Consider the following 16,940-nt stretch of genomic DNA (forward strand, 5'->3'; position numbering starts at 1 on the left):
GCCCCGCCCCGGCGCTTCGCCGCCCCCCCGGCGCGTTACTGGGGCTGGATGGCCGGAGCGCTCGCGGCCTCCGTGCTGCTGGTGGTGCTGGTGCCCCTCGTGAAGGGCCCCGTCCCGGGCCCGGTGTCCGCCGAGGAAGGCCTCAAGGGTTCGGGGCGCCTCTCCCTGGAGCTGGCCGTGGTGGCCCGGGGTCTGGACGGCGGGCTGCGCCGGTTGGATGCCGGCGCCGACGTCGCGAAGGACGAGGTGCTGCTCGTGCGCTACCACGCCACCGAGTCCGGCACCGCGCTGCTCTACCAGCAGCGGCCGGGCCAGCCTCCGGAGCTGCTGGGGCACTTCCCCCTGCAGGCCGGCACGCACGACCTGGAGGGCCCGGAGGGGCTTGCAGGGGTGAGCCTGGAGGCGGACGAGGGCCCGCTGTCCCTGGTCCTGGTGGCCTTCACCTCCTGGGAGCCCGCCTCGGAGGCGGACGCGCTCGCGGCCCTGGGAACGGACGCGGCGCAGGATTCCCACCCCGGAACGGTCGCGCGGTTCGACGTGCGCGTCCAGGCAGGTCAGACTTCGCGCCAACCGTGAGGCGCCTCCTCCTTCTGCTCTTCGCCACCCTCACCGCCTGCGCGGGTCCCTCCGCCACGGCCGGTGACAAGGGTGGGCTCGTGCCGCTGCGGCTCGACGCGGCGGACCTGTCGCGCGCGTACACGCCCCGGCGCTTCGCGCTGCTGGTGGGCGTGTCGTCGTTCGACGATGCCCAGTGGCGCGCCCTGCGCTTCTCCGCCAAGGACGCCACCGACCTGGGGCGGGTGCTGAAGGATCCCTCGCGCGGCCACTTCGATCAGGTGCGCGTCCTCACCCGTCCGGAGGAGACGACGAAGGAGGCCATCCTCGCGGCGCTGGGCCAGCTGCGGCGCGAAGCCACCCGCCCGGATGACGTGGTGCTGGTGTACCTGTCCGCGCACGGCACGCTCGCGCGCGACGGCCGGGGCGAGCTCACCCGCTACCTCGTCACCCGCGACGCGGCCTTCCGCGCCATTCCCCAGACGGCGCTGTCCATGGACGCGCTGAAGGCGGAGTTCGAACGGCTGCCCAGCCGCCGGCGGCTGCTGGTGCTGGCCACCTGCCACAGTGGCAGCGGCAAGTCGCTGTTGCCCCGCGAGCTGGAGGTGGAGCTGGCCGGCATCAAGGACGGCTTCTACGCACGCCCCCTGGAGGAGTCCTCGCGCGCCTCCATGGTGTTCGCCGCGAGCGACTGGGGCGAAACGGCGCGCGAGGACGCGGGCCTGCGCAACGACATCTACACGCACTTCCTCATCGAGGGCCTGGGCGGCGCCGCGGACCGCAACGCGGATGGCGCCGTCACCGCCACGGAGGCCCACGACTATTCGCGCCGCCGCACCTTCGCCTTCACCCAGGGCCGGCAGCGGCCGTCGGCGGAGATTCTGGAGGTGGGCGCGGATCCGGTCATCCTCGCGGGCCGCATCGACCGGACGGGCCAGCCGGAGCTGTTCTCCTACAACCCGCGCCTGGACGGCTTCACGCTCAAGGTGGACGGCGAGGCGCGCCTGGAGCTGCCCGGCGGCGCCGCGGTGGGAGCAGGCCGGCGCACGGTGGAGCTCACCAAGGGCGACGCGGTCCTCGTGCGGCGCGAGGTGGACGTGGCCCGGGGCGAACGCCTGCCCCTGGAGCGCCTGCTGTCGGAGGCCCTTCCGCGCCGCGCGCTGTCGCTCGTGGGCGGGATGGTGTCGTTCGTTGACGGCAAGAGCCGCCGCGAATTGCTGCCCGCCGCGCCCCAGGTGGGCGTGGTGCTGCGGTTGGAGGACGCGCCGCTCCAGGACCTGGGGCTGCTCCTGGACGCGAGCCTGGGCCGGGGCCGGCGCACGCTCCAACTGGCGCCCGGCAGCGAAATGCCCTTCGGCTACACCACGCTCACCCTGGGCGTGGCGGTGCCGTACCTCTGGCGCTGGGAGCGGCTGACGCTCTTCGCGGGGCCGCGTGTGGCCGCGCTGTACCTTCGCAGGTCCTTTGAAGTGGAAGCCTTCTCTGGGGGCCAGCGCTACTTCACCGTCAGCCCGGGTGTGGTGGGCGGACTGGCCTGGCGCCTGGGCGAACGTCTGGAATTGACCGCGCAGGGCCACGGCATGCTGACGTACGTGGTGGTGGACGGACAGGGACAGGCCGTGGGCTTCATCGGCGGACACGCCGGCGTGGGGTACCGCTTCTGATGCGTCGCGCACTCTTGCTCCTGAAGCTCACCTGTCCCGTGCTCGCGCTGGGCCTGGGCGCCTGCGGCAACCTGGACAACACGCCGTTCCGCGTGGGCACCGTGCACGGCCGGCTCACGGAGTTCGACCCGGCCGTCGCGCTGGTGTCCCTGGTGGGCGCGCCCGACCTGCGCGCCACCGTGGAGCCGGACGGCCACTTCACGCTGGAGGACGCGCCCGCGGGCCCGGGGGAGCTCTTCATCGTGGCCACCGCCGACAAGGCCGCGCGCGTGCCCCTCACCGTGCAGGGCGGACAGTCCGTGCAGGTGGCGGACGTCGCGCCCCAGCCGGCCCACACCCTCTCCGTGAAGGTGAAGTCGCGGGGCAGCCTGAAGGTGAACGAGGCCCGGCTGTCCGTCGCGGGCACGCCCTATGAAGCGCTGCCGCTGGACAGCGGCAGCAGGCGGCGCGTGGGGCCGCTGCCGGACGGCTGCTACGACGTGCGCGTCTCCGCGCCCGACTTCACCACGGCGGTCGGCCAGGGCTGCGTGGGCCCGGGCGAACAGAAGCCCTTGAAGCTGGAGCTGGTTCCCAAGGAGGCCTGGGGCCAGAAGGGCTGCGCGGAGACCGGCTGTGATGCTGACAGCCATTGCGCGCCCAACGGCCGGTGCGTGGGGTGCCTGGATGACTCGCAGTGCGCCGCGCCGCTCGCCTGCCGGGGTCAGCGCTGCGAAGGCCCCGGGGCCGCCTGCGCGTCCTGCGAGGGCACCTGGCAGTGCGCTCCGTCCACGCAATGCGAGGACGTCCCGGGCGACCTGATGGCCTGCGTGGCGGAGTGTGGCGTTGGCATGCCCCCGTGCGCGGAAGGGCTGACGTGCCAGGACGGCCGCTGCCTGCCGGATCCGGCCCGCTTCGCCACCTGCGCGGAGTGGCCGCGGTAGACCGTGGGACGTGGCCGTTCCCGGCCGGGGCGGGTCCTTTGGGTGCGTTCTCCCCTTTCTCCCAAGGTTCCTGCATGCCCTCCTTGCGTCAACTGACCTCTTCCCTCCTGCTGGCCACGGGGCTGCTGTTCACCGCGGCCTGCGGCGACGACACGGCCCGCGTCACGCTGAAGCTGACCGATGCTCCGGGCGACGGCATCGAAAAGGCGGTCGTCACCATCTCCAAGGTCTACCTGAAGGGCAGCGTGGACGGTGAAGAGGGCAAGGGCGACGTCGTCCTGCTGAGCGAGCCCGTCACCACCGACCTGCTCACCCTGGCCAATGACACCGCGGACCTGGTGAAGGACGCGGAGGTGCCCACGGGAACCTACAAGGAGCTGCGCTTCGTCATCACGGGCGGCTACATCCAGGTGAAGCAGGACGGCCAGAGCCGCATCTTCGCCACCTCCGCCAACTACGAGGGCCTGCCCGAGGGCGCCCAGGTGGACGGCGACCTGCAGATGCCGAGCGCCAGCAGCTCCGGCCTCAAGGTGAAGTTCGACAAGGACGCGGACGTCACCATCACCAGCGATGACGACCAGAAGGTCATCCTGGTGGACTTCGACGTCGCGCAGAGCTTCGGCAAGGAGGCCGGCAACTCCGGCAAGTGGGTCATGCGCCCCATCATCAAGGGCGCCGACATGCAGTTCTCCGGCAACGTGGAGGTCACCCTCCAGTTGGGTGGCGGCGTGTCGTTCCCCGTGCCGGGAACGACCCAACTGTCCAGCTTCTCCGCGGTGCTCATCAACGCCGACGGCAGCCGCGAGACGATGCCCTTCACCCTCACCACGGACTCCGTCGCCGTGGCGGACTTCAAGTACCTGCTGCCCGGCACCTACCAGGTGGACGTGGTGGCGCCCACGGGCGTGAGCTTCACGACGGACATCGCGCGCCCGGCGGCCACCAGCGTCAGCTCGGGCGTCGAATCCGACGTGCACTTCACGCTCACGTCCCTCGACTTCTAGTCCGCTGTCCGTTCCGGCTCAGGCGGCCTTGTCGGTCGCCTGGGCCTTCGCGGCCTGGACTTCGAGGGCAATCTCAATCTTCTCGCCCACCAGCACGCCGCCCGCCTCCAGCGCCTGGTTCCACGTCAGCCCGAAGTCACTGCGATTGATGGACGTCTTCGCCTCGAAGGCGGCCTTGGTGTTGCCCCAGGGATCCTTGGCCACCCCGAGCTGCTCGGCCTCCAGGACGACCTCGCGGGTGATGCCACGAATGGTGAGGTTGCCCGTCACCCGCAGGCCGTCGCCGGACGCCTTCTCCACCTTCGTACTCTGGAAGGTGATGGCCGGGAACTTCGCCACGTCGAAGAAGTCCGGCGAGCGCAGGTGGTTGTCGCGCTGCTCGACGCCCGAGTGGATGCTCGCCGCCTCGATGCTCACGGACACCGAGGACGCCGTCGGATCCTGCTCATCCAGCGTCAGCGTGCCGCTGAACTTCTGGAAGCTGCCGCGCACCTTCGCGACCACCATGTGCCGCACGCTGAAGTGGATGCCCGTGTGGGTCGTGTCGATGTTCCAGAGGGTCTGAGCCATGGTCATGTTCCTTTTCGTCGGAAGGGGTGTTCAACGAGGAGCAAGGTAGCGGCGCGGGGGCATCCGGATTAGACGGCACGAACAGGATGGACTGTTCCACCCCTGGGACAGTGCCCGCGTCCCGGAGCGCCCCATGGACCTCAACGAACTCCTCGTCTTCGCCCGGGTGGTGCAGGCCGGCAGCTTCACGGCGGCGGCGCGCGCGCTGCGCATGCCCAAGTCCACCGTGAGCCGGAAGGTGTCGGAGCTGGAGGAACGCGTGGGCGCGCAGCTGTTGCAGCGCACCACGCGCCAGCTTCACCTGACGGAGGTGGGCCGGGCGTACTACGCGCACTGTGAGCGCATCGTCGCGGAAGCGGAGGCCGCGGAGCTGGCGGTGACGCGCCTGCAGGCGGGCCCGCACGGGCTCTTGCGCGTGACGACGCCGCTGTCCCTCAACTTCCTCGCGCCGCTGGTGTCGAAGTTCCTGGAGCGCTACCCGGACGTGCAGATGGAGCTGCTGTGCACGGACCGGGCGGTGGACCTGATGGAGGAAGGCTTCGACCTGGCGGTGCGGGCCGGGCGCCTGCCGGACTCCTCGCTGATGGCGCGCAGGCTGGGCGACATCGCGCGCGTCGTCGTCGCCTCGCCGGAGTACCTCCAGCAGAAGGGCGAGCCCCGGACGCCCGCGGACCTGGCGAAGCATGACTGCCTGCTCTTCGGCACGGAGCTGCAGGGGAACGTCTGGACGCTGCATGCGGGGGGGCGGGCCGTCGAGGTCAAGGTCTCCGGGCGACTGGTCGTGAACGAGCCGGACATGCTGCACGCGGTGACGCTGGCGGGCTCCGGGGTCGCGCTGCTGCCCGGCCTGCACTGCGTGGAGGACCTGGACTCCGGGAAACTGCAACGCGTGCTGCCGGACTGGAGCTCGGCCGGGGCGCCGGTGCACGCCGTCTACCCGCCCACGCGGCACCACGTGCCCAAGGTGATGGCCTTCGTGGAGGTGCTGCGCGAGCACTGGCCCACGCTGCGTCAGGAGTCACCGAAGCGCGCGAAACGCTGAGACAGCGTCCGCGTTTCGTCCCATGGGTGGAACGATGTGTCCCGGGGTTCGAGTCTGGCCAGGTGGGGTGCGCAGGCGCATTGTGTTTCTCGAAAGGAAGCACACACCATGATCAACGTTCGACCCTCTGAAGCGCGCGGACATGCCAACCACGGCTGGCTGGATTCCCACCACACCTTCTCGTTCGCCAGCTACTTCGACCCCGACCACATGGGGTTCCGCGCCCTGCGCGTCATCAACGAGGACCGTGTCACGTCCGGCGAGGGCTTCGACACGCATCCGCACCGGGACATGGAGATCATCACCTACCCGCTCAGCGGCGCCATCGCGCACCGGGACAGCACGGGAGGCAATGGCCTGCTGCGCGCCGGTGAGGTGCAGCGCATGACGGCCGGCACGGGCGTGATGCACAGCGAGATGAACGGCTCCAACGAGGACGTCCACTTCCTGCAGATCTGGATCATCCCCGACAAGAAGGGCCTGAAGCCTGAATATGAGCAGAAGTTCTTCCCGGAGAACGACAGGCAGGGCCGCTGGCGCGTGGTGGCGAGCCCCGACGCCCGCGACGGCAGCCTCACCGTGCACCAGGACGTGCTGCTGTCCAGCACGCTGCTGAGCGCGGGGCAGAAGGCGGAGTACACGCTGCCCAAGGGCCGTCACGCCTGGGTGCAGGTGGCCCGGGGCGCGGGCACGCTCAACGGCGTGGCGCTGAAGGCCGGCGACGGCGTCGCCGTGTCGGATGAGTCGAGCCTCGTGCTCGTCGCCTCCGAGCCCATGGAGGCCCTGCTGTTCGACCTGGCGTGAGCCCGGGACGAAGAAGGCCCCCGGATCCCTGAGGGATCCGGGGGCCTTTTGTCTTTACGGCGTGAAGGACGTGGTGTTGGGCACGGGAGGAATCGCGACGGCCTGCCCGTACACGAGCGTGTTGCCCGTCACGGTGCCGGTCGCGTTGAGCTTGCTGGCATCCAGCAGCGTTCCGCGAAGCCCTTCCGCGTTGAAGGTGCACCCGGCCGAATCACAGTCATAGGCGACCAGCTTCGCGGCGTTGCTGGAGTAGACGGCGATGTTCTTCGCCGTCGTGGCGCCGGAGTGCATGAAGAAGTGGCCGTCGCGCGGCTGGTAGCTGGACACGTTCTCCACGCGCGGGCCCGGCGTGACGGACTGCCACAGGCGGAAGTTGCGCTTGCACTCCGCGGCGACGGTGTTCCGGATGAGCATGTTGCGCACCTTGGTATCGACGCAGCCATCCTGCGAGCCCCGGAAGTAGCTGTCCTCCAGGAGGACGTCGCTCGCGGAGCTCTCCCCGTCGATGCCGTCCCCCTGCGTGTAGCCCGTCTGCATGCCGATGACGTTCATCACGGTGGCGCGGCGGAGCGTCACGTTGTTCGTGGTGTCGTAGAGCGCGATGCCCACGGGGTAGTCACTCCCCTGCCCGCCAATCTGCTCCGGCTCCATGTCCACGTAGACATCCTCCACCAGCGAGTGGTTCGTGCCGGAGGCGAGGAAGATGCCGCCGCGCGTGAACTGGAGGATCATCGCGTCGCGGATGGTCAGGTTCGTGAAGGCCGCGGTGCTGGAGCGCTCCACGTCCACGCAGGTGGCCAGGTTCTCCGCGCGGAACTGGCTGAGCGTCACGTTGGACACGGGGTACGCGCCCTTGAACGCGAAGCACGTGCCCAGGTGGCGGAACTCCAGGTTGTGGAAGACCAGGTTGCTGGCGCGCACCTGGAAGGCCACCGGCCCCGACTTCGCGCGGGTGGAGGCCTCGAAGGTGGACTGGAAGAGGGGCCGCCCCTCCACGCCCTTGACGGTGACGGGAGCGCCCACCGCGCCGCCCTGGGACACCGTGGTGCCGGTGCCGTAGGTGCCCCCGTGGATGCACACCGTCCCGCCCGGGCCCACCGCCTGGATGAACGTGTTGAGGTTCGCGAGCGTGCCCGCGCTCTGCGCCGTCAGGCCGTCCTTCGTCCCCGCGCCGGTGACGGTGATGTGGCGCACCGCCGTCCCCGTGCACTCGTCCGCCGTCGGGGTCGCGGACAGGCCATTGGAATACGTGGAGGTCGTCTCCCCGGTGGAGCCCTTGATGCGCACGTGGAACTCGTAGCGGGTGCCATTGGTCAGCCCCGTCACGGCGAGCGTCGTCGCGGTCCCCGCGCCCCGGTAGGCCCAGCTTCCCCCCGCCACGCGGAAGCGCACCTGGTAGCCCTGCGTGCCCGCGGGACCCACGCTCCAGCGCAGCGTCACCTGCCCATCGCCCGGCACCGCCTCCAGGAGCGTGGGCGCGGTCAGCGCCGCCTCGTGGGTACCGTACGTCCCGTCCGCTTCGACGGGCCCCTCCCCTTCCGCCTGGGGACCACAGGAGAGCGAGAGCAGGACCGCTCCCGTGAAACACAGCATGCGACCGCGGGTCTGGAAGCGTTTCAAGGACTTCATGGAAGTGCTCAAGGGTCCCAGCGAACGCGGTAGGAGCAGGCCTGACCGTCGAAGTCGAAGTGCTCCACGCGCAGGTTGCGGGCCCCGGCCCGGGCCAGTCCTGCTTCGAGGATGCCCCGCAGGTAGCCCGGGTTCCCGTTGCACTCGCTCACGCGGATGAGGTGGTGCGCGGGGCCCTGGGTGAGCAGCTCGCTCTTCTGGTAGTTGTTCACGTTCTCGAAGCTCTCCTGGATGCGGACGACCACCCGCTCGGGTCCGAAGATGGGCCACATGGAGATGAGCGCCTTGCCCAGTTGGGTCTGCGCCATTCCCTGGATGATGCCGCTGCCGATGCGCCGGTAGCCCTCCTCCACCTCGACGTCCGGATGCAGGTGCTGCACGGTGATGCGCAGGGCTTCGGCGAACACGGTCCGGGAGGTGTTGCTGGGCGCCTCCGCGTCCAGATCCAACCCTGCCTCGCTCAGCTTGTCTTTCAGGTCTGGCGTGAGACGGTCGCCAATGGAACGGAAGAGCCCCTCAATCGTATGGCGATACACAATCTCTTCAGCCACGTTTCACCTGTCCACTTCGCGGCGGTCCCAGTTCCGCCGTACCCGGCCCCAGCGTAGCGCATTCCCGCCGGGATCCCGAAGGGGCCCCGTCAACACGGAGGCCCCGAAACACCAAGGCTCGCGCACGGGGCCGCCGGGGGACAGGACGTAGCGGATCTGGTTACAAGCGCGCCCCCTCGGGCCCTTGTGTACAACCCGATTTTCGTCGTTTCCGGCACGCGCCTATAGGGTGTTCCCGGAAACCCTGGAGTTCCGCAGCGCTGTTGTCACGCACCGACCGGGTCAGGAGCAGGGAATGTCGCCAACGGTGAAGTGGGTCCTCGGAGCCCTCGTGGGGTTGCCCCTGATGTGCTGCGGCTGCGGGGGCATGTGGTTCAAGAGCCAGTTTCCCTACGACGAGGCGCTGGCCCGGGTGACGACTCATCCGTCGGTCATCAAGTCCCTGGGTGCTCCCGTCAGCGGCGCCTTCTTCTTCTCGGGCAACACCCGTTCGCGAAACGACGACGCGGTCGCCGAGATGAAGATCGACCTCTCCGGTAGCAAACAGAACGCCGTGCTGGAGGTGAGGGCCGTGCAGACCAGCAAGGTCTGGGGCTTCAGCCGGCTGCGCGTGGTGCCCCGGAACGGCGACGTGATCAACCTCGTCGGGGGGCCCTGACCGCCGCGTTCAATAGGCCCACCGGCCAATGGCATACGCGTGGGTGACCTTGTGGTTGAGCCACACGCACAGCACGGCCACCGTCCAGCGCACCCATGCGGGTCGGGTGGCCAGCCAGTCCCCCGCGAGGAACAACACGGGGAAGAGCACCGCGCCGAAGCGGAACGCATTGCCCAGGTCGCCCTGGGGCAGCATCACCAGCAGCGACAGCAGGGCATACAGGCCCAGGGCCCGGTCGCGGCGAAGCAGCGCCAGCGCGGCGGCAAGCCACAGCGCGCCGAAGGCATGTCGCAGGAGCAGCCAGCCATTGAATCCCTTGTGCCAGGGATTGCCCAGCCACAAGCCCCGGACGGCGCCCCACACGGAGTCGACGTGGTTCCATTCACGCTGCGCCTTCATGAACATGAAGGGATCGCCGGCCCTCGCCCACTCGAAGGCCAGCAGGCCGCCGAAGGCCAGCAGTGCCAGGGCCCCCAGCGCTGCGAAGCGCAGGGCACGGCTCCGCCATGAGGGCTCGCGTCCAGCGAGCAGGAGCGCGGCGGTGATGGCCACGAAGACCCCCTGGTTGCGCGTCCACACGCACAACGCCACCAACACGGCGGAGGAAAGCAGGGCCCCGCGTGCGGCGAACGCCAGCGCGCCAAAGGACAGCAGGAGGAAGAGGCCCTCCGTGTGGTGCGAGTGCAGGGTGAAGCTCGCGGGACTGTAGAGCAGGAGGAACCAGCCCCAGCCCGTGCCGGCGGTCAGCGCGCCCACCAGCCTTCCCTGGCGGCTCCAGCGCGTGTTCCAGGCGACGAAGGCGAGGAGGCACGGCGTGGACAGCAGACAGCCCACGAGCTGCGGCGGGAGCGTCCCTCCCAGCCCCTGACGCAGCAGCCACACCGTGCCCGGGTAGAGCGGCAGGAAGGCCCAGAGGGGCCACGTGTAGCCTTCGGTGACGAGTCGGCTGTAGAGGTTCGAATCCCAGCGATCCAGCATCTGGAGCAGCGGGATGCCACGGCTGGAGGACGTCCAGGCCCACAGCCCGAAGTGGTGGACCAGCATCGCCACCGTGAGTCCCCATGGGGCCCAGACGGAAGGCGTGGCGACCCGTGGCGAAGGGGCTTGCGGCGAAAGACTCATGCGAGGGGCTCCACGAACGGCCAGCGTGTAGCCGGGGCATTGCTCCAGCACAAGCGTTCCCCATGGGAGAAAGGCCCGCCCGAAAACCGGAAAGGAGAAGCGGCCGGACCGGGCTATCGTGCGACCCAAGAGGGGCACCATGAACTTCCCGAGGGAGCTGGTCGAGGCGGTCCGCAGGCACCAGGTCGTCCCATTCGTGGGCGCCGGCATCAGCATGGGGGTGAAGCGGGGCATGTTCCCCTCCTGGCCCCGCCTGCTGGAGGGGCTCGCGGAGCGGATGCAGGAGGAGTCCCTTCCGGAGCCGGCCATCAAGGAGGTGAACCAGCGCATCGCGCAGGGGGACTACCTCACCGCCGCGGAGCTGGCCTTCAAGGACCTGGGGGCCTACCGCTTCAACCGCTTCCTGCGCGAGCGCTTCCGCGTGCGCCGGCCATCCGACGCGGACCTCTCCGTCATCCAGGCCCTCTGGAAGCTGCGTCCTCCGGTGGTGATGACGCCCAACTACGACGACGTGCTGCTCTGGGGCCGCGAGGATGCCGAAGCCGTCTCCAATGATCAGGACGACGAACTCAACCTGATGGACGCCGAGGCATCCCCTGAGACTCCGCGCGTCTGGTATCTGCACGGCACCGTCCACCGACTGGCCACGCTGGTGTTGGCCGGCGCTGATTACAAGCGCCTGTATGGGGATGGCTCCCAGCCGACCGGCTATTCGCAGTACACGAACGCGCTGGTGCGCCTGCGGGAGTGGATCCGCTCCAAGCCGTTTCTGTATATGGGCTTCAGCTTCAGCGACCCGTACGTGCTCAAGCAGTTGGAGCACGTCATCGGCATCACGCGGGGCCGGCAGATGCCCAGCTTCGCGCTGATGAAGAAGGGGTCCATCGACCGCGGGGCGCTGTGGCCGAAGTACAACATCCAGCTCGTGGAGTACGAGGACCACGGTGCGCCGCTCGCGGAGTTCCTGCGCGGCCTGGGGGAGGCGGCCTTCGGTCCCAGTCGGGTGAGCCTGAGCACGGACCTGGAAGCGCTGCCTTTTGGAATCGCGCCGGCACCGCCGCAGGCCATGTCGCCCCCCATCCCGGGGCCCGCGCCCGTGGTGCCCACGCCGGAAGCGCTGCCCATCGTGGCCCGCCCTGCCCTGGAGCAGGAATACGCGCGCATCCTCCAGGGACAGCACCGGCTGGTATTGCTCTCCCCGGAGGACGGAGGCACCCGAGCGCTCGCGCGCCGCGTGGCGGCCCGGTACGGCAACCGCGTCACCTGGCTTGCGCCGCCCAACGTCCCCGACTGCACCGAGGCGGAGTACTGCCGCGCCCTGGTTGGGGACGACACGGGTGCGAACACGGTGACGAGCTTCGACGCGTTGGTGGAGCACCTGCGGGCGAAGGCGGCGCGGCTGGGCCGGGAGCACCTGATCATCCTGCGTTACGAGTGGGGACCGTTCGACCACCTGACGGCGTTGGGACGGCACCTGCGGCGGATGATGGATGAGCCGTCCAAGGTGCAGTTCCACTTCCTCATCGCGGGCGGCGAGCGCTCCGCGTGGCTCCTGCACAACATGCAGAGCTTCTCCGTGTTCAAGGACGCGCCGCGCCGCGAGGTGCCGGACCTCACGGTGGAGGAGATTCGCCAGTTCCTGGACAGCGGAGGGCACGGAGGAGCGCGCTGGGCGCAGGGGCTCCACGAGGCTACCGGCGGGCATCCGGGACTGTTGCGCGAGGTGATGATCACCGACGGTGCGCTGGACGCGGAGTCCATCACCGGGAAGCTCGTGCGCGGTCCGTCACTCCGGGGCGCCGTGCTGGAGTGCCTGCGCGAGGACGAGCGCAATGGCTACACAGGGGAGCGCGGCTGCCAGTCGGTGCTCACGAAGCTGTTGGACGGACAGCGCGTAGAGGACCTGGAGCCACTCGACCACCGGGTGGAGTATCCGGAGGTCCGACTGTACTTCGCGGGGCTCGTGCGCAGTGACGCAGCGGGCAGGACGGTGCCACGGTGCAAGGCCGTGGAGCAGGTCGCGCGCAAAGTGCTGGCACGCAAGGATGCCAGGCCTTGAGCCGATACACCTGGGCGCTCTGCATCGCCGTGGTGTTGATGGCCACGGGGGCGGCGGCGGAGACACTCGAGCCGCTCGTTCCGGAGGGTGAGCCCGAAAGCATTCTCAAGGGGGCGGAGTGGTCTTCCGTGGGAGCCGTTTTCTCCGTGGCCTTCAGTCCGGACGGAAGCATCCTCGCTTCGGGCTCCCTCGACCAGACAGTCCACCTGTGGGACGTGGCCACCGGACGCGAACTGCGGTTCCTGAAGGGACATACCGCGAGTATCCGCTCCGTGGCCTTCAGCCCGGACGGGCGCACCCTTGTCTCAGGCAGTCGTGACAGGACCGTTCGTTTGTGGGATGTGGCCACGGGCCGGGAACTACGACGTCTGGGGGAAAGCCAGGAGCCCATCCTCTCGGTGGCCTTCAGCCCGAACGGAGCCACCGTTGCCATGGCGGGCGAGAGCAACACCGTACGTCTGTGGAACGTGACCACGGGGACTGAACAGCAGCGGATGGAAGGGCATCTCGGGTTCGTCCGCTCCGCGATCTTCAGCCCAGACGGAAGCGAACTCGCAACCAACGGTGATGACCAGACGATCCGCGTGTGGGACGTGGCCACGGGCCGTGAGCGCAAACGCTTGTTAAACACCCCCCCCCAGGTCACATCGATCGCCTTCAGTCCAGATGGGTACACACTCGCCTCCGGCAGTCGGGATGGCACGGTGCGACAGTGGAACATCGCCGACTGGGACATGGTGCAGCGGCTGTGGGGACATTTCGGCGAGGTGTCCTCGGTGGTCTTCAGTCCGGACGGACGCACCTTCGCCTCCTGCGGCGATGACAAGACCGTTCGACTCTGGAACGTCGCCACCGGACGCGAGATTCGGCGCATGGAGGGACACGCCGCGTCTGTCTATTCCGTGGTCTTCAGCCCGGATGGGCGCACCCTTGCATCAAGCAGCAAGGATCAGACGGTCCGGCGGTGGGACGTCGCTACCGGCCGTGAACTCCAGAGGCTGGAGGGACAACACTCCGCCGAGGTCTTCTCCCTGGCTATCAGCCAGGACGGGCGCACCCTTGCATCGGGCAGCGATGACAACACAGTCCGGTTGTGGGACATGATCACCGGCCGCGAGTTGCACAACCTGACGGGCCATTCCGCCGACGTCCATTCCGTGGCCTTCAGCCCGGACGGGCGCACCCTCGCATCGGGCAGCGATGACAAAACAGTCCGGCTGTGGGACGTGGCAACCGGACGCGAACAGCCTTCGCTGGCTGAGTTCTCCTCATCCATCCAATCGCTCGCCTATAGCCCTGACGGACGTCTCCTCGCCACGGACGACGGAGAAGAGGCGGTGCAACTGTGGGATGTGGCCACCCACGGTGAACTGCGACGATTGGAAGGTCATTCTGCTACCATCAATTCAATAGCCTTCAGTCCCGATGGGCGAACCCTGGCCTCGGGGAGCGCTGACAACACGATCCGGCTGTGGGACGTGGCCACGGGGCGCGAGCTGCGACGCATCGAGGAACTCGCATCCATCTTCGGGACGCTGGCCTTCAGTCCCGACGGACGAACCCTGGCCTCGGGGAGCGCTGACAACACCGTCCGGCTGTGGGACGTGGCCACGGGGCGCGAGCGTCGGCGACTGAAAGGCCATGCCAACTTTGTGACCTCCCTCCGCTTCAGTCCGGACGGGCGAACCCTGGCTTCATCGAGCCTCGACAAGACCATCAAGTTCTGGAACACCGCGACCGGAAACAACTCGCGAACCCTGACGCTGACCAGCCATGTCCTGGCGCTCGCCTTCGCGCCCGATGGAAACACTCTGGCTTCAGGCGATAGCGACGGAGCGGTGCGCCTGTGGTCTACCCAGGGCGGAAAGGCCCTCCGGGGCCTGATGCGGGGAGCTAGCAAGGGATGGCTGGGCCACATTGAAGGCCAACCTGTCTTCCGTCATGACGACGGTCGATTCCTCTACCAACGACAGGCGGATGGCGCACTCGAACCCATCGCGCCGCCAGAGTCCCCAATGCGCCCCCGCCTTTCCACGCACGCCGTGCCTGGCAAAGCTCCGGGAGATTTCGGGGATGCCGGAAGCATCACCGTTACCCTTACCAACGCTCTGGGCGCGGAGCGAGCCTACTGGCTCCGGATCGAGCCCGTGGAAATCCCTGCCGGATTGATCCTCCAGACGCCGCCCCCTCTGCTGCGTCTGGACGCCGGTAAGTCCGTGGAGCTTCAGGTGGGGCTCTCTTATTTGAGGCCCGAGGGCAGTGATTTCCCTCCGGTCTCGCTCGCCCGCTTCAGAGTCGCCCACGCCTTCGGGACGGAGCCTGCGGTCGAGGTCCGCATCCCGTTGCGTACGCCCCAGTTGGAGCTGACGAATGCCCCCTCCATCGAAGACAAGACCCTGAGCGTCAGCATCAAGAACACGGGGACACAAGCCGTCGGGCCGCTTCTCTTCAAGAGCACCTTCGCGGTGGGCGAGACGACGCAGGCCGGTCCCCAGCAGGAACTCAGCCTCGGGGAAGACCAGGAACAGACGCTGAAGTTCGCCGTCCCGCCTGCCTTCCTGGAGAAGGGCCGGTTCTCCTTCAACCTCGACGCGAGCTATCAGCAGTGGCCCCGCACGTGGACCTTCTCGGAACCCGACGTGAAGGTCACCCGTCCCTACACGCTCTATGTGGCGCTGGCCCTGGGGACGCTCCTCCTCTTCGCTGGCGTGTACTACGCGCGCGTCTACCGCAACCCCCTGGTGGTGGACGCCCAGCGCTCTCCCTCCGCGATCAAGGGCTATCCCCTGGAACAGATGGTCGCGGCGGATCAAGCCTTGCGGCGAGCAAAGCGGCTCGACTCCGTGGTGACGGCCGCGGGCATCCCCGTCACCCGATGGGAGCGTGCGCTCCGAGGCTCCAGGGAACCCCACGTCGTGGCCACCGCCTTCGCGGAAGCCATTGGCGGCAGGCTCGGCCCGAGCCTGGGCACGAACACCTGGGCGCTCACCCTGCCCACCCTCCGACTGCGCTTCTCGCGGGACACCGCCGTCGTCGTCATCGATGGGACGCGCCTGGAGTCTGGCGAGGCCGAGCGCCGCATGGCGGATGTCTTCCAGGAGGGCCAGGGTCCCAGCCAGGTGCTCGTGTTGGACCGCACGGAGTCGCAGAACGCACGTCAGGTGCTCGAAGGCGTGCCGGGTGTCCGCGCGGTCGTGCTGTCCGCCAACGCCCTGCGGGACCTGCTCCTCGCGGATGAACCCGTGCGCCTGCTGGAGACCACCATCTCCGAACAGGTCGCCGTCTCCGAACTGTCGCCCTATCAGGTGGCTGGCGGCGTGAAGGTGGACCACCTCTTCTTCGGCCGTGAGCGTGAGGTGCGCGCCATCACCGATCGCACCGTCCGCAACTTCCTCGTGGTGGGCCAACGGCAGATGGGCAAGAGCAGCCTCCTGCTCGCCTCACTCCGGCGGCTCCAGGCGCGCTCGGACCTGGACGCCTGCTACGTGGAACTCGCGGACGCGGATCTGCACCGCCGAATCGTCCGGGAACGCGAGCGCATGCCGCCAGCCGGTGCCGCCCTCCCCTCCTTCGAGGAGGTCGCCGCCGGAACGATTTCACGGCCCCGCGTGTGGCTCGTCGACGAGGCCGACGACTTCATCAAGACCGAAGCCCAGTCAGGCTTCCCGGTGTTGCAGGCCATGCGCGCGCTGGCCGAGGAAGGCCGCGCGTACTTCATCCTCGCGGGCTTCTGGGACCTCTACCGGGCCGTGGTGCTCGACGAGAAGCAGCCCCTGCGCAACTTCGGTGAACACCTCCGCCTGGAACCGCTGGATCCACGGTCAGCATTGTCACTGGTCACCGAACCCATGGTGGCCCTGGGCCTCCACTGGGATGTCCCCTCCACCCCCGAGCACCTGCTGGAACAGGCCGGACGCCGGGCCAACCTGTTGGTGCTGGCCTGCAAGGGATTGGTCGAATCCATCCCCTCCGACCTCCACACCCTCACGCGCGAGCACCTGGAGCGCGTCCTCCGCGAGGACGAGGACCTGCGCGACCAGGGCCGGCGCTGGCGGGGAGACCACCCGCTTCACCGCGCCGTGGTGCGACAGGCCCTGCTGCTGGGACGCCCCACGCGCGGAGAAGTACGACAGGCCCTGCTCGCCCACGACGCGGACATCCGCGCGGTGGACTTCGACGAGGCCATGGACCATCGCGAGCTGAGCTACGTCCTGGTGCCGGACGGAGACGGACGTCTGTACTGCCCCGTGCCGCTCATGCAGCGCTACATTGAATCCGAGCGGAGCCTGGAGACAGGCCTCACCGAGGACCTCAAGGACCTGCGCAGCAAGGGACTGGCCGAAGTGCCCAAGCCCGCCTGAC

The 16,940-nt window shown here is 68.8% G+C and carries 13 protein-coding genes; 9 read left to right on the forward strand and 4 right to left on the reverse strand.

The window, feature by feature from the left end; all coding sequences use genetic code 11:
• From D7Y13_RS45585 to D7Y13_RS00815, 4 genes are all read left to right on the forward strand, one after another.
• A partial coding sequence (locus tag D7Y13_RS45585; RefSeq protein ID WP_120630617.1) for a hypothetical protein occupies positions 1 to 576 on the forward strand: 576 nt, incomplete at its 5' end.
• The gene (locus tag D7Y13_RS00805; RefSeq protein ID WP_120583336.1) at positions 573 to 2,219 is read left to right on the forward strand and encodes a caspase family protein; all 1,647 of its coding nucleotides are present in this window, start codon (positions 573 to 575) and stop codon (positions 2,217 to 2,219) included. The genes D7Y13_RS45585 and D7Y13_RS00805, both read left to right, overlap by 4 nt.
• The gene (locus D7Y13_RS00810; protein WP_120531066.1) at positions 2,219 to 3,139 is read left to right on the forward strand and encodes a carboxypeptidase regulatory-like domain-containing protein; all 921 of its coding nucleotides are present in this window, start codon (positions 2,219 to 2,221) and stop codon (positions 3,137 to 3,139) included. The genes D7Y13_RS00805 and D7Y13_RS00810 overlap by 1 nt, the downstream gene beginning before the upstream one ends.
• 74 nt (positions 3,140 to 3,213) lie before the next feature.
• A complete protein-coding gene (locus D7Y13_RS00815; protein ID WP_120583335.1) occupies positions 3,214 to 4,143 on the forward strand; it encodes a DUF4382 domain-containing protein in 930 nt (309 codons plus the stop codon).
• A gap of 18 nt (positions 4,144 to 4,161) precedes the next feature.
• On the opposite strand, the gene D7Y13_RS00820 is transcribed toward D7Y13_RS00815, so the two are convergent.
• Positions 4,162 to 4,713, reverse strand: coding sequence for a YceI family protein (locus D7Y13_RS00820; RefSeq protein WP_120583339.1), 552 nt, complete (start codon positions 4,711 to 4,713; stop codon positions 4,162 to 4,164).
• A 133-nt stretch (positions 4,714 to 4,846) separates the two neighbouring features.
• Between D7Y13_RS00820 and D7Y13_RS00825 the strand changes: the two genes are divergently transcribed.
• Together D7Y13_RS00825 and D7Y13_RS00830 are read left to right on the forward strand one after the other, a co-directional pair.
• A complete protein-coding gene (locus tag D7Y13_RS00825) occupies positions 4,847 to 5,755 on the forward strand; it encodes a LysR family transcriptional regulator (RefSeq protein WP_120531068.1) in 909 nt (302 codons plus the stop codon).
• 108 nt (positions 5,756 to 5,863) lie between these two features.
• Positions 5,864 to 6,559: a pirin family protein gene (locus tag D7Y13_RS00830; protein ID WP_120531069.1), complete on the forward strand. Its 696-nt coding sequence runs from the start codon at positions 5,864 to 5,866 to the stop codon at positions 6,557 to 6,559.
• 54 nt (positions 6,560 to 6,613) lie between these two features.
• On the opposite strand, the gene D7Y13_RS00835 is transcribed toward D7Y13_RS00830, so the two are convergent.
• Both D7Y13_RS00835 and D7Y13_RS00840 read right to left on the reverse strand, forming a co-directional pair.
• Positions 6,614 to 8,188 carry a fibronectin type III domain-containing protein gene (locus tag D7Y13_RS00835; RefSeq protein WP_120630619.1) on the reverse strand — a complete coding sequence of 525 codons (1,575 nt, stop codon included), beginning with the start codon at positions 8,186 to 8,188 and terminating at the stop codon, positions 6,614 to 6,616.
• 8 nt (positions 8,189 to 8,196) lie between these two features.
• Positions 8,197 to 8,739 carry a DUF2378 family protein gene (locus D7Y13_RS00840; protein ID WP_120583333.1) on the reverse strand — a complete coding sequence of 181 codons (543 nt, stop codon included), beginning with the start codon at positions 8,737 to 8,739 and terminating at the stop codon, positions 8,197 to 8,199.
• A 295-nt stretch (positions 8,740 to 9,034) separates the two neighbouring features.
• Between D7Y13_RS00840 and D7Y13_RS00845 the strand changes: the two genes are divergently transcribed.
• Entirely contained in the window at positions 9,035 to 9,397 is a 363-nt protein-coding gene (locus D7Y13_RS00845) for a cytochrome c oxidase assembly factor Coa1 family protein (protein WP_120583332.1), read from the forward strand.
• A 9-nt stretch (positions 9,398 to 9,406) separates the two neighbouring features.
• Here the strand turns inward: D7Y13_RS00845 and D7Y13_RS00850 are convergent, their stop codons facing one another.
• Complete coding sequence (locus D7Y13_RS00850) at positions 9,407 to 10,441, reverse strand: mannosyltransferase family protein (RefSeq protein WP_244222303.1); 1,035 nt, start codon at positions 10,439 to 10,441, stop codon at positions 9,407 to 9,409.
• A gap of 217 nt (positions 10,442 to 10,658) precedes the next feature.
• On the opposite strand from D7Y13_RS00850, the gene D7Y13_RS00855 reads away from it, so the two are divergent.
• On the forward strand, positions 10,659 to 12,578 hold the full coding sequence (locus D7Y13_RS00855) for an SIR2 family protein (protein ID WP_120583330.1): 1,920 nt from the start codon (positions 10,659 to 10,661) through the stop codon (positions 12,576 to 12,578).
• Positions 12,575 to 16,939 (forward strand): WD40 repeat domain-containing protein, encoded by a 4,365-nt coding sequence (locus tag D7Y13_RS00860; protein WP_120583329.1) that lies wholly within the window; start codon positions 12,575 to 12,577, stop codon positions 16,937 to 16,939. Before D7Y13_RS00855 ends, D7Y13_RS00860 begins: the two co-directional genes overlap by 4 nt.
• The last annotated feature ends 1 nt before the right edge of the window (position 16,940 follow it).

Origin of the sequence: Corallococcus praedator, from assembly GCF_003612125.1 — a bacterium.
Classification (GTDB): Bacteria; Myxococcota; Myxococcia; order Myxococcales; family Myxococcaceae; genus Corallococcus; species Corallococcus praedator.

Bases quoted from the DNA above. Each gene is read 5' to 3' on its own strand.
- D7Y13_RS00825 (WP_120531068.1), top strand. From the start codon at position 4,847: ATGGACCTCAACGAACTCCTCGTCTTCGCCCGGGTGGTGCAGGCCGGC.
- D7Y13_RS00845 (WP_120583332.1), top strand. From the start codon at position 9,035: ATGTCGCCAACGGTGAAGTGGGTCCTCGGAGCCCTCGTGGGGTTGCCC.
- D7Y13_RS00855 (WP_120583330.1), top strand. From the start codon at position 10,659: ATGAACTTCCCGAGGGAGCTGGTCGAGGCGGTCCGCAGGCACCAGGTC.
- D7Y13_RS00830 (WP_120531069.1), top strand. From the start codon at position 5,864: ATGATCAACGTTCGACCCTCTGAAGCGCGCGGACATGCCAACCACGGC.
- D7Y13_RS00810 (WP_120531066.1), top strand. From the start codon at position 2,219: ATGCGTCGCGCACTCTTGCTCCTGAAGCTCACCTGTCCCGTGCTCGCG.
- D7Y13_RS00835 (WP_120630619.1), bottom strand. From the start codon at position 8,188: ATGAAGTCCTTGAAACGCTTCCAGACCCGCGGTCGCATGCTGTGTTTC.
- D7Y13_RS00815 (WP_120583335.1), top strand. From the start codon at position 3,214: ATGCCCTCCTTGCGTCAACTGACCTCTTCCCTCCTGCTGGCCACGGGG.
- D7Y13_RS00820 (WP_120583339.1), bottom strand. From the start codon at position 4,713: ATGGCTCAGACCCTCTGGAACATCGACACGACCCACACGGGCATCCAC.
- D7Y13_RS00850 (WP_244222303.1), bottom strand. From the start codon at position 10,441: ATGCTGGTCCACCACTTCGGGCTGTGGGCCTGGACGTCCTCCAGCCGT.